At 46.0% G+C, this 12,158-nt stretch carries 16 protein-coding genes; 5 read left to right on the top strand and 11 right to left on the bottom strand.

Translation table 11 applies throughout. The annotated features are described in order from the left end of the window. Positions 1-65: 65 nt before the first annotated feature. The gene (locus VRU48_RS15360; RefSeq protein ID WP_330108809.1) at positions 66-1,265 is read right to left on the bottom strand and encodes a hypothetical protein; all 1,200 of its coding nucleotides are present in this window, start codon (positions 1,263-1,265) and stop codon (positions 66-68) included. A 110-nt stretch (positions 1,266-1,375) separates the two neighbouring features. Here VRU48_RS15360 and VRU48_RS15355 point away from each other — a divergent pair, with 110 nt between their 5' ends. From VRU48_RS15355 to VRU48_RS19685, 5 genes are read left to right on the top strand one after another with little or no spacing between them, the layout of a single operon-like run. Beyond that, positions 1,376-2,779: an aldehyde dehydrogenase family protein gene (locus VRU48_RS15355; protein WP_330108808.1), complete on the top strand. Its 1,404-nt coding sequence runs from the start codon at positions 1,376-1,378 to the stop codon at positions 2,777-2,779. Between the two features lie 9 nt (positions 2,780-2,788). Next, the gene (locus VRU48_RS15350) at positions 2,789-3,316 is read left to right on the top strand and encodes a YfiT family bacillithiol transferase (protein ID WP_330108807.1); all 528 of its coding nucleotides are present in this window, start codon (positions 2,789-2,791) and stop codon (positions 3,314-3,316) included. Positions 3,317-3,337: 21 nt separating this feature from the next. Beyond that, complete coding sequence (locus VRU48_RS15345; protein WP_330108806.1) at positions 3,338-3,817, top strand: DUF6265 family protein; 480 nt, start codon at positions 3,338-3,340, stop codon at positions 3,815-3,817. Continuing rightward, a complete protein-coding gene (locus tag VRU48_RS19690; protein WP_488803459.1) occupies positions 3,786-4,055 on the top strand; it encodes a DUF6265 family protein in 270 nt (89 codons plus the stop codon). Before VRU48_RS15345 ends, VRU48_RS19690 begins: the two co-directional genes overlap by 32 nt. Then, the gene (locus VRU48_RS19685) at positions 4,024-4,293 is read left to right on the top strand and encodes a DUF6265 family protein (RefSeq protein WP_488803458.1); all 270 of its coding nucleotides are present in this window, start codon (positions 4,024-4,026) and stop codon (positions 4,291-4,293) included. Before VRU48_RS19690 ends, VRU48_RS19685 begins: the two co-directional genes overlap by 32 nt. A 147-nt stretch (positions 4,294-4,440) precedes the next feature. Here VRU48_RS19685 and VRU48_RS15340 read toward each other — a convergent pair whose 3' ends face one another. From VRU48_RS15340 to VRU48_RS15295, 10 genes are all read right to left on the bottom strand, one after another. Next, positions 4,441-6,798 carry a multicopper oxidase domain-containing protein gene (locus tag VRU48_RS15340; protein ID WP_330108805.1) on the bottom strand — a complete coding sequence of 786 codons (2,358 nt, stop codon included), beginning with the start codon at positions 6,796-6,798 and terminating at the stop codon, positions 4,441-4,443. Positions 6,799-6,840: 42 nt separating this feature from the next. Continuing rightward, the gene (locus tag VRU48_RS15335) at positions 6,841-7,329 is read right to left on the bottom strand and encodes a DUF3347 domain-containing protein (protein ID WP_330108804.1); all 489 of its coding nucleotides are present in this window, start codon (positions 7,327-7,329) and stop codon (positions 6,841-6,843) included. 46 nt (positions 7,330-7,375) lie between these two features. After that, positions 7,376-7,606, bottom strand: a complete 231-nt coding sequence (locus VRU48_RS15330; protein ID WP_330108803.1) for a heavy-metal-associated domain-containing protein — start codon at positions 7,604-7,606, stop codon at positions 7,376-7,378. An 85-nt stretch (positions 7,607-7,691) separates the two neighbouring features. Next, positions 7,692-8,519: a 4,5-DOPA-extradiol-dioxygenase gene (gene ygiD, locus VRU48_RS15325; RefSeq protein ID WP_330108802.1), complete on the bottom strand. Its 828-nt coding sequence runs from the start codon at positions 8,517-8,519 to the stop codon at positions 7,692-7,694. A gap of 19 nt (positions 8,520-8,538) precedes the next feature. Continuing rightward, positions 8,539-9,132 (bottom strand): YceI family protein, encoded by a 594-nt coding sequence (locus tag VRU48_RS15320; RefSeq protein WP_330108801.1) that lies wholly within the window; start codon positions 9,130-9,132, stop codon positions 8,539-8,541. 87 nt (positions 9,133-9,219) lie between these two features. Then, positions 9,220-9,783 carry an AraC family transcriptional regulator gene (locus VRU48_RS15315; RefSeq protein WP_330108800.1) on the bottom strand — a complete coding sequence of 188 codons (564 nt, stop codon included), beginning with the start codon at positions 9,781-9,783 and terminating at the stop codon, positions 9,220-9,222. After that, entirely contained in the window at positions 9,784-10,284 is a 501-nt protein-coding gene (locus VRU48_RS15310; protein WP_330108799.1) for a DUF3347 domain-containing protein, read from the bottom strand. Positions 10,285-10,291: 7 nt separating this feature from the next. Continuing rightward, positions 10,292-11,101, bottom strand: a complete 810-nt coding sequence (locus VRU48_RS15305; protein ID WP_330108798.1) for a hypothetical protein — start codon at positions 11,099-11,101, stop codon at positions 10,292-10,294. Between the two features lie 5 nt (positions 11,102-11,106). Further along, entirely contained in the window at positions 11,107-11,643 is a 537-nt protein-coding gene (locus VRU48_RS15300) for a heavy-metal-associated domain-containing protein (RefSeq protein WP_330108797.1), read from the bottom strand. 97 nt (positions 11,644-11,740) lie between these two features. Continuing rightward, on the bottom strand, positions 11,741-12,142 hold the full coding sequence (locus tag VRU48_RS15295; protein ID WP_330108796.1) for an HYC_CC_PP family protein: 402 nt from the start codon (positions 12,140-12,142) through the stop codon (positions 11,741-11,743). Positions 12,143-12,158 lie beyond the last annotated feature (16 nt).

Raw genomic sequence — 12,158 nt, 5'->3', positions numbered from 1 at the left:
AGAAAAAAGCATTGACCTAACCTAAAGTACGGCAAGATTTTACAAATGTTACAGTGTGGCTTTTTCTAGCGCACTACTTTGCCTTTGGGGTCTACGTTTACATTAAACGGAGGCATGTAATCCTGTAGCAAAACCGCAAGCTCCCGGCGACTGATCTGCCTGGCCAAATCGAGCGTGGTGGCGAACTTGTAGGTGGCGCTCCATTTCTTTTCCAGTTCTTTTTTGGTGGTTTCTGGCGATTTATTGCCCACGTAGCAAATCATTTCGATGGCCGCGCCAATGGTCAATTGGCTCGACCTGTAATCGTCGAACCAAATTTGGGCCTTGTAATAGAAATCCTTGATGGGTTGCTTCACTTCTTCGGTGCTCACCAGCTCATTGGGCAAAAATTTGGCGCCTGTGCTTCCGATTTTGGCTTTTAGCACACCAGTGAGGCCCACCATTTGGATGGCTTTCCAGTTCGGATCATTATTTTTGATATCTTCGAATGGCATCAGGTTCAATTTGTAGCCGATAAGTTCGCCTTGTATCTTTTTTAAATCGGAAAGCGAGGTTTTGGTTTTGAAAAAGGCCGCATAGGCTGCGGTTGCGCCACCAGCCTGTCCGAGCAACATGCTTTGCTCGTCCTTAATCCAAATCAGGTTTTCCTGTTGGGGCACCAACAGCTGATAGAGCGAAAAAATATGGTCTGTGATATCGCCAAGGCTTTTGCCAGCGGCGATGTTTGTTCGGTAAATGGTATTCGAATAATCGAGTTTTTCCCAATATTGGGCCGGAGCCGTAATTTTAAGGGCAGCATTAAGTTTGGTGTCGCCGGGATTGATGAGCACTTGTGGCTTTACCGTGCGACCATCGCTCAGCTTAAAATACCAGTTATTACCCGAGCGTTCGGCTTTGGTCCACATCACGTTTTTGATGACCGTTAAATTCTTGATGCTGTCTGTCCACTTAACCAGCACTTCGTTGGCGGTTTGCTTATCGAAAGCAACAGTTTGGGTGCTGTCTGTTATTTGTTTGGCTGTACGCAGTTTTTTAAGGAAAGCGGCTTGAATGCCCGAACTGAGGTCAGATCCGATTGGCGAAATATCAAAACCTCCGGCCTGCAACAAAATAGTGGTTTTTACACCCGAATTGGCCGATTGCACCGCGGCGGCTACCGCAGCATTGCCATTGCCAACCACCAATACATCTGGCTTTAGCGTCTGCGCTTTTACGGTAACGGTGGTGATCAGCAGGCCAAAGGCAAAAAATAAAAGTTTCTTCATGCTCAAAAGGGAGTGTATTATTTATGCAATATGCTGTAATAAGATGTATTTTTCATGAATTTACTACGCGTTTAACTATATTTAACAAAGTCAACCCCTAGCTATAAGGTATGATGCACCAAAAAATAAATTTTGTTTTTGAAGCACAACAAGTGTACAAATATACGCTTAGAAAGCAAAATGCGGCCTCGCGAATGGCCAAACTTAAACTGCTGAAAGAAGCCATAGCCAGGCACGAAGACGAGATTAACCTGGCCCTGCACAAAGACCTCAGAAAAAGCCAGTTCGAAACTGCCGTTACCGAACTCCTTTTTGTATACGGCGAACTCGATTTTGCCATTAACAACCTTCGCGATTGGATGCGCCCCAAACGGGCAGGCAAAACCCTGAGCAATCCCTTTTCAAAAAACAGGATTTATTACGAACCCAAAGGTGTTTGCCTGATTATGGCGCCATGGAACTATCCTTTTCAGCTGACCATGGGCCCACTCATTTCGGCCATTGCCGCCGGCAACTGTGTCATGCTGAAACCTTCCGAAATTAGTCCGGCCACCAGCGCCGTGGTGGGCAAAATCATAGCCGATGTTTTTGAAGAACAAGAAGTGGCCTGCTTTGAGGGCAATGCCGATTTGGCTACGGCGCTGCTTAAGCTCCCATTTGATCATATTTTTTTTACCGGAAGTACGGCTGTCGGCAAAATCGTGATGGAAGCGGCCGCCAAAAACCTGTGCTCGGTTACGCTCGAGCTAGGTGGCAAATCGCCAACGCTCATTGACCGGGATGTTGACCTGCCGAAAGCGGTGGAGAAGATTGCCTGGGGCAAACTGATCAACAGTGGCCAAACCTGTATTGCGCCCGATTATGTTTTTGTACCCCAAGAACGCGTTGACGAATTTATTGGCCTATACAAAGCCGCTACCGAAAAGCTGTTTTTCAAAAGTGAGGCGCAAATTGAGCCTAGGGCTTATGCCAAAATCATTAGTCCCAAACATTTTAGGCGTTTAAAAACCTTGGTTGACGAAGCCGTTGAAAAAGGGGCAAGAATTAACTGGGGCGGTACTTTCGACGAAAAAAGCCAAACCATTTATCCAGTACTGCTTAGCCAGCTACCAGCCAACACGCAAGTCATGGAAGAAGAAATTTTTGGACCTATCCTTCCTATCATCTCTTACCAAGATATTGACAAGGCTATTGAACAAATCAATGCAAAAAGCAAGCCTTTGGCACTTTATATTTTTAGCAGAAACGCTAAAAACATCAAGAAAATCATTAAAAGTACCAGCTCGGGCGGGGTATGCGTAAACGATGTGTTGGTACATATCGCCAACCCCAAACTGCCTTTTGGCGGTGTAAACAGCAGTGGCATAGGCAGCAGCCATGGTTTTTTCGGATTCAGGAATTTTTCGCACGAACGGGCCGTTGTTTTTCAGTCGAAGCTCGATTTTAACCGCCTAGTTTATCCGCCCTACCAAGGCAAGGAATGGGTGCTTAAACTCTTACGGAAAATTATGTAATTTGGCTTTATGCAAGATTTAGAGCTTCTCAGGTATCCCATCGGAAAATATCTGCCACCAGCAACAATAAACACTGGACATATTCAGTTATGGATAGAAGATTTAATCGAATTGCCACAATTGATTGTACAAGCCACTATTCATTTAAGCGAAGAACAGCTCGAAACCCCATATCGCCCAGGCGGTTGGACGGTTAGGCAAGTGGTGCATCATTTGGCCGATAGCCACATTAATGCCTACACCAGGACAAGGCTTACGCTAACTGAAGATAATCCAGCCATCAGGCCGTATTTTGAAGAGCGTTGGGCCGAATTGCCTGATGCCAGAACCGGCGATATCGAGCTTTCTGTCGCTATTTTAAAGGCCATCCACCAAAGATGGGTTGCGCTTTTAAAAACTTTGTCGCCCGAAGATTTTGAACGTACGTATTTCCACCCTGAAACTAAGCATCAAAATACCTTAGGCTACCTGATAGGCAATTATGCTTGGCATGGCAAACACCATTTGGCTCATATTCAAGCAGCCCTAAAAAATTAACTATCCACAAAATATAACCCGATGAAAAAAAGCTTTTCTATTGCCCTTACCGTATTAGGCCTTTGCATTTGCCAGCTTGCCCAGGCACAGACGTCTTCGCTAAAGCAGTTTAATTTTATGCTGGGCTATTGGCAAACCAAAACGCCAAAAGGCAAAATAACCGAAAACTGGCAGACAACGCCCGAAGGCCTGATTGGCAAAAGCTACCGCTACGACCTAAAGGGCGACAGCACGATGATGGAAAGCGTGGAGCTTAAAAAAGCAGGAAACGATATTGTTTTTGTGGTTACCGGCATGGAGAAAGACAACGAAGGAACCACTAGCTTTAAATTGATTTCTAGCGCAAAGAACCGCTTTGTTTTCGAAAACAAGGCCCACGATTTCCCGCAGCGCATCGTATACGAAAACCAGGGAAAAGACAAGCTCCTGGCCTGGATTGAAGGCAGCGTAAGCGGCAAGCTGATCAAATCTGAATTTAACTACAAAAGGAAAAAGTATTAAGACGAATCTCTTTCATGGTCTGTGGCTCACAGACCATTTTTATTGTAACGTCCTGTGCGACACAGGACATGGATGGGCCGTAAAAAACCGCTTCGTTTTTAAAAATAAAACCCACGATTTTCCGCAACGCATCGTATACGAAAACCAGGGAAAAGACAAGCTCCTGGCCTGGATTGAAGGCAACGCAAGTGGCAAGCTGATCAAATCTGAATTTAACTACAAAAGGAAAAAGTATTAAGACGAATCTCCTTCATGGTCTGTGGCTCACAGACCATTTTTATTGTAACGTCCTGTGCGACACAGGACGTGGATGGGCCGTAAAAAACCGCTTCGTTTTTAAAAATAAAACCCACGATTTTCCGCAACGCATTGTATACGAAAACCAGGGAAAAGACAAGCTCCTGGCCTGGATTGAAGGCAGCGTAAGCGGCAAGCTGATCAAATCTGAATTTAACTACAAAAGGAAAAAGTATTAAGACAAATCTCTTTCATGGTCTGTGGCTCACAGACCATTTTCATTATTCCAATTTATCGTAACGTCCTGTGCGACACAGGACTTGGATGGGGAAAGGCTAACCAAATGGAGAAGCCCCCTAATCGACCCCCGGTATGACGAATCTTCCCTAATAGCTCAACGCCAGTCCGGCTCCAAAGCCCATATCGCTATCATAGTGCGCACCCACTGCAATGTTCCTGGTGGCAATAAAGCGTAATCCGCCCATATATTCTTTATCGGTATTGACCATAAAGCTTGCCCTTAGGCGTTTAGAAACCGGAATATCTTCGCGCATCAGCTGCAGGCGTACATTTCCATCGTGGTACACTTCGGCCCTGGCCTGCAACAACATAGGCAATGTGTACTGAACACCGAGGCTCACCACCGCCCTGTTGTCTTTGGTGTTTTTTTGGCCAAAAATGTTTTTTTCCTCTTCATCTTCACCCATCCTTCGGTAACGCCAATCAAAGCCTACAAAAGGCATCAGCCATTGCATGCGATCAAGATACCGGCCAATGTGGGTTTCCGTTTCGAAGCCGTGCATTTTGTTATAGCCCAAACGCCATTCGGTGCTGATGTTCCAGCGGGTATTAGCCAACATGGCCATCCCGTCGTTACCGTTGCTGGCAAAATCGTTTTCGGCCATAAAATGGAACATCCTGTCGTCGGCAAAAAGCTTACGCTGCGCCAGTTTGGGGTTTGGTATTTCCGGATTAGGTGGCGAGTTTTCGTAGCTGAAAACCCGTCCCATGCCACTCATCATGTGGTACAAAATATGGCAGTGGAAAAACCAGTCGCCACTTTCTGAAGCCGCAAATTCTATGGTATCTCTTTCCATCGGCATAATATCGAGCACGTTTTTCAACGGCGCATACTCGCCCTGCTTGTTCAATATCCTGAAATCGTGGCCATGCAAGTGCATCGGGTGGCGCATCATACTGTTGTTATAGAGCACAATGCGTACGTTTTCTCCTTTTTTAATCAAAATCCTGTCTGATTCGGAAACTGTTTTATTGTCCATGGTCCACACGTACCTGTTCATGTTGCCCGTGAGTTCAAATTTGAGCTCTTTGGTAGGCCCTTTGGGCAAGGTGGTTTTAACCGGCGACCGTAACATTTCGTAATTGAGCGTAACGATGTTCGAATTGCCCATGGGCATATCCATGCCTTCCATGTCGTGACCAGCCATGGGTTCATCCATTTCGGGGTACATCACGGTATTCATGTCCATGACCTGATTCTGCATTTTCATGCCCTTCATCTCGATCATGTTGCCGTTCATGTCCATCATGTCGTTCATCATTTTCATGCCTTCAAAATACTTGAGCTTAGGCATTTTTTTGGCGCTTACTTTTTCGCCCTGCCCCAGCCAAAGCGAAGCCGACTTGGTACGATCTTCGGGGGTAACCAAAAACTCGTAGCTTTTATTTTCGGGTATGGTAACGATTACATCATACGTTTCGGATACGGCAATAATCAAGCGGTCTACTTCAACCGGCACCACATCGTTGCCATCGCTGGCCACTACGGTTATTTTGCCACCGGCATAATTGAGCCAGAAATAGGAAGAGGCGCCAGCATTGGCAATGCGCAACCGAACCTTATCGCCAGCCTTAAAGTTTTGGGCATTAAATTGTTGCTGGCCATTGATGAGGAAGCGATCGTAGTAAACATCGCTCACGTCCATGGCGTTCATGCGTTTCCATTCGTTGGTCACTTTCGTGCCAAAATGGCCTTCCCTGATGGCTTCGGCATAGCTTTGGGTGGTTCCTTTTTTAATGGCAAACCAGTCGGTAGCATTGTGCAGGCCACGGTCTATCTGCTCGGGTTTCATATCGGCCCACTCACTCAGCACAACTGGAAGAGTCGGAATATCGGGTTCTTCGCGCTTGTTCAAAATCATGGCGCCATACATCCCTATCTGTTCCTGCAGCTCGGTGTGGCTGTGGTACCAATGTGTACCACTCTGAATAATCGGGAACCTGTACACATAAGTGCTATGAGCCTTAATGGGCATTTGCGTTAAGTTGGGCACGCCATCGTAGCGATTGGGCAAAAATAAGCCATGCCAATGCAGCGACGTTTCCTCGTCGAGGTTGTTGTGCACATAAATTTCGGCGGTATCGCCTTCGGTAAAGGTTAAGGTGGGCATCGGGATGCTCCCGTTTACGGCAATGGCGCGCTTAGGCTTGCCAGTAAAATTAACGATGGTATCGGCCACATACAGGTCGTAGCGAACGGTACGGGGCTTATCGCCGTTCTTCACCGTTTTAAAGGTTAACGGCGGCGATGCCACCGTTTCCTTTGCTGTTGCTTTTTCAGGCACCAGCTTCATGCCGCACTTCGGACATTTGCCGGGCTTGCTTTCCCTAACTTCGGGATGCATGGGGCAGGTATATATTGATTTTTCTCGCGCAACAGCCTGTTGGGCCATCGCAAAGACGCTGATAATAGAGATTAAGCTTAAAAAAACGAGCTTTTTCATATACAATTGAACGCGCAAGATCAACCTGCCGCTATGGATGTTTTAGTTAATGGTATCGGTTACTTTGCCACAGGTAAGCATGCTTTTTCCATAATACGGATTTTTGATGGTTTGTTCGCTGCTTAGCCAGTACATTTTTTTCATGGGGCAATATTCTTGGTAAATAGGCTGGCCCGATAATTTAACGGCCTTGGCCAAAGCATACAAGTTGGTAGAAAAAGCAGCAAAATGATCGCGCTGATGGGCAATGTCTTTGCTTTCTGAAATGTGTTCGGCATCAAAGGCTAGTTTTTCTTTCAGCTCCAGAAAGGCTTTTCGGTTAGGTTCTGCCAGGCTTTTGCCATCAATGGCCTTAACCACAGCCAAAAATTCGGTTGCTTTGGTACCTGCCTCAGCAGCATTACCATTTACCAGGGCATCTTTAACACCATAATAGCTACTTAGCAATTGGGCGGGTTCGTTTTTAACCTGTGCAATGGCATTAATCAGGACCATGCCTACTAGTGCCAGGGTGAATGTTAGTTTTTTCATGATTTTATTTTGGGGTTTATGGGTTTGCCAAAAAGACGGAGCCTCCCTAAAGCGTTTCGCTTGGGGCAATGGCCGAAATCTGATATTTAGAGCTGGGTCCGCCCAAGGCACCCTGCAGAACCTCAAGACCAACATGCTTATCCATGGTGATGATAGCCGTATTATCGGTTTTAGAAACTTCTACTTCGGTAATTTCGGGTAATAAAAGCAGGTTGCTTTTTACTTTGTTTTCGCAATGCGAACAGGTCATGCCTGTTACTTGATAGGTATGTGTCATTCTTTTTTTTGATAGACAAAATTACCTACAAGCCAAGCCTTTGCTGTTATATCCTGACCAAAAAGATTTATAAAATTACGGGTGTTTAGGCACCAATTTTTACCGAAGTCATGGTGAGCGATCCACCTACGGCCTTGTCGTTAAACAGGCTTGCTTCTTCGTTTGCCTGTTGCAGGCCCAAGGTGTACATCAAAGGCAGGTAGTGTTCGGGGGTTGGGATGGCCAATAAGGCCGCGCTGCCCATTTGCTGGTAATTGATTAGCGGGTTATGGTCTTTGTTCAGGATCAGCGATTTGAACTTTTCGTCCATTTCCAAAGCCCAATCATAGCCGCCGCCATTGATCATTTCCCAGCTCATCATCCTCAAATTGTGCACCATGTTGCCGCTGCCCAAAATCAAAACGCCTTTGCGTCTCAGCGCGGCTAATTCTTGGGCTAGTTCGTAATGGTAGCGGGCATCTTTGGTATAATCGATGCTGAGCTGGAGTACTGGAATGTTGGCTTCGGGATACATATTTTTAACCACCGACCAGGCGCCATGATCCAAACCCCAATCGTGGTCGAGGATTACCGAAGTACCCTTGATCAGTTCGGCAGTTTCCTGCGCCAACTGCGGATTGCCGGGTGCCGGATATTGCACATCGAACAAAGCCTGCGGAAAGCCACCAAAATCGTGGATGGTTGGCGGAAAATCCATCGCGGTAATCCTCGTGCCACGGGTAAACCAGTGGGCCGAAACCACCAATACGGCCTGTGGCACGGGGATGCTTTTTGCTATTTCGGCCCATTTGGCACTAAACTCATTCACCTCAATTCCGTTCATGGGCGATCCATGGCCCATAAAAAGTACGGGCATCAGTTCGGTTGCGCTTAATCCGGAAGTGAAGTTTTTAAATTGGCTTAAAGTGTTCATGGGCTTAAAAATTTAGAGGTTATTTTGCTTGCACAAACTCGAGGTTTAGCGTAATTTTTACGTCTTTGGCTATGCCGGCGCCCGTTGGGTCGTATTTGATGTTATAGTCCAAGCGGTTGATCGTGGTTGTGGCCTGAAAACCTACCTTGGTGTTTCCTTGCTGGTCTTTGGCAGTGCCACCGTAATTTACCAAAAACGTTACGTCTTTGGTCACATCCCTAATGGTCAGTTTGCCCTTCAGTACATATTTGTTGGTTTGTTGTTTCGGCGATTTTGTCGACACCTTTTTGAACGAAGTGCCCTCAAAAGTCATTTTCGGGAATTTCTCGGCATTGAAGAAATCGTCGGTTTTCAAGTGATTATCGCGCATCTCTACACTGGTGCTGATGCTGGCCACATCGACCGTAAAATTGATCTTGGCATCGCTAAAATCGGCTTTACTGGCCGTAAACGAACCGTCGAATTTTTTAAACGAGCCTTCTACAAAAGAAATGCCCATGTGTTTGACGTCGAAGCCTACAAAGGAATGCATCGGATCAACCGTGTATTTGGTTTGGGCGAAAACAGCCATGCTGATGCTGCTTGCCAATAGAAACAGGAATAACTTTTTCATTGTATTTAAGTTTATGTTTTGAGAATAAACAAAAGTACAACCTGTTCTGTTCGTTGTGGTTGACCTATGGTAAGAAAACAAAAAACCCTAGATTTCGTCTAGGGTTTTGCGCGATGTATGTTGAGACTGCTTATAGGCTGATGGCGTTTGTCCGCTTATTTTCTTAAACTGGGCCGACAAATGGGCTACGCTGCTGTAATTGAGCAGGTAGGCAATTTCGCTCAACGAGCTTTCGCCGTAGGTAAGCAGCTCCTTTACTTTTTCTATTTTTTGCTGGATGACATATTTTTCGATGGTATTGTGCTCCGTTTCAGAAAAAACTGCACTCAGCGAGCCATATTCTACGCCCAACTTTTGGCTCAGGTAATCTGAAAAGTTAACTTTTAAAGGTTCGGTAGCATAATGCACCTGTTCAATAATAGCCGTTTTGGCCTGCTCTACCAATTGCTTCTTTTTATCGGCCAGCAACTCAAAGCCAAATTTGGCCAGCGCATCGGCAATCGTGTTTGTTTGTGCAGGCGTCAGGCTTTCTTGCGAGAGCTCTACTTCGCCCAAATTAACGGCAATAGGGTTAAAGCCCAACTGCTCGAGCTCGGCCTTAACCACCATTTTGCACCGGGTGCACACCATATTTTTGATATACAGCAGCATCTATTTTTTGGCAATAGTTTCGGTTACTTCGCCACAATCGTACATTTTGCTGCCGTAAAACGGATTTTGTACGGCTTCTACCTCGTTTAGCCAGCTCCTTTTTACCATCGGACAGTATTGCACGTAAACTTCATTGCTATTTAAATTTACGGCTTTTACCAATTTAATCATGGCCGAAGAAACATTTTCGAAGCTTTTTCTTTGGGCTTTCAGGTCTTTTTCGGCCACAATTGGAGTTGCATATTTCTTCAGTTCGTCGCTTTGTTTTTTCCACTCGGCCTGTTGCGTGGCTGGCAATGTTTTTACCGGAAAAGCGGCCAAACCGGCCAACAGGTTTTTGGCGCCAGCACCAGCTTTGGCCACATTATCGGTAGCCAAGGCATTTTTGGTTTCGAAATAAGCCTGCAAGGTTTTGCCAAAGGCCGTTTGGGTTGCACTTTGTGCCTTCGCGGCAAAGATGGTTACGCTGCATACTGCGATCATTAAAAAAATTCTTTTCATTGTTGTTTTATTTTAAGATGTTAAAAAAGTTAAATTCTACTCGGGCCATGTACATGTTTTTGAGGTACCTGTTCTCTAAGTTTCCGGCGGCCTGAAACCGGTAACCGAGGTCGATGCGGGTTTGGCTGTTGATGATAAGCTGTACCGCAGGAGCCAAATCTACATAAGAGTGCCCATTGGTCGGATTGGTTTTGCCCAACACTTCCAGATACAGGTTAAAATTAGGCTGCTTATAGTTCTTGTATACAAAAGGCAGCAACAAATAACCCGACGACAGGCTGTAGTTGAGCATCTGATCGGGTGCGGGCATGCCTGCCACCTGCTTGCTGGGCCTATCAAAAGTCTGGCTATAGCCCAAAGTGGCCGAAAGCGCCAATTTATGCAACAGCTGCGTAAAGATCAGTCCGCCCTGCCAGCCGCTGTTATCGCCCTCTAAATTGATGTCTTCGGTAAACGTTGGCCTTTTGCTGGTACTGATCCTGCCGTAGGCGGCCGCACGGAAATGGCTGTGCGCCTCGTCGAGCGACAAGAACCTGTACTTGGCGTAAAAACTGCCTCCTTCTAAACGGTAATTGCCATCCATATCAGACAAAAAGCCCTGTGCATGAAACATCAGGTTTTTGTTGAAACCCAACATCACCTCGCCTATGGTACGGCTTCTGAAATCGGGACTGAACATCCCTTCGTTGGTTAGCCTTACGCCGATAGACTTGGCAGGCATATTGCTGGCCGGCTCGGTGTAAACATATAATTCTTGCGCAAACAGGCCCTGTGCACTGCATAAGCAAAGCACAGCAAAGATGATTTTCTTCATCATGCCAATTAAATGCTAAGGTGGTAAATCCTGGTTTTTTTGCCGTTAACCACGCCCATGCCACTGGCATAAGAATCGAACTTAACCGTGCTGGCTTTTTGTTTGAACGCGCTGTTCGAAATAAAGTTCTTGTCGATTACGCTTACCTTAACCGGACCGTTAAGCACCTTGCTTTTGGCATTGGCAAAGCGATAAACGTTGGTGCCCACAATGGCTTGTCCGTTATCGTCTATTTGGGCCTGGTTAAAATTGATGGTGGCTTCTAGTTTTCCAACCGAAAAGCCCGCATCCTGTACTTTTTTGTTCAATTGGTCAAAGCTTACCGCTTCGCCTTTTTTAAAGGTCAATACAAAAAGGTTTCTGTTCAGGTCGGGCGTTACCTCGCTGATGTAGGGCAGGGTGCGTAATGATTTTTCGGTAGCCTGAGAGCACATCGAGCAGGTTAATCCTGTTACTTGCATCTCTACGTTGGTAATTTGTTGGGCCGATGCTTTGTTTATCGCCAAAAGCATCAAAAGAGCGATCATGATTTTAATTGTTTTCATGTCTGAATTTTTATAAATGAACGGAATACATCATCCCCTTGGGGGAAATCAATAGACATACCACGGCCATGCCGTTGCAGGTCGGGGTTCATTTAGGCTAATTCCTGAAAACGCAGTTGAGCAAATGCAGAGAAATCCGCGTGGATTTGGGCGGGGCTTTGTTCTCTACCTTGTTGAAGAAGCTTGGGAAATACGGTCTGAAAAAATCGGCCAGCCGTTGGCCAAGAATGGTTTCCAAGCTAAAAAGCTTCGGCAGTTTAAACGAGCTTTCGGCTTTGTGGTTATCTTTTACCTTAACCTCTACCTTAGTGTTCTTGCAACAGCCGTCGTCTTTTTTGGTTACCGGTTCGGCTTTGCAGTACTGGCAGGCCACCTCGTTGTTAAACATCGAAACCGACGCCAGTTTGCCTCCGCAAAAGTGCATGCTCAAAGCCACACCAATTACGCTGAACACGTAAAAGGCGGAAAGACCAAGGGCAAGTTTTTGCTTTAGCTTCATGGCAGCAAAGCTATAG

Source organism: Pedobacter albus (genome assembly GCF_036324255.1).
Lineage (GTDB): Bacteria > Bacteroidota > Bacteroidia > Sphingobacteriales > Sphingobacteriaceae > Pedobacter > Pedobacter albus.
This window is presented reverse-complemented; position numbering and strand designations above follow the sequence as displayed.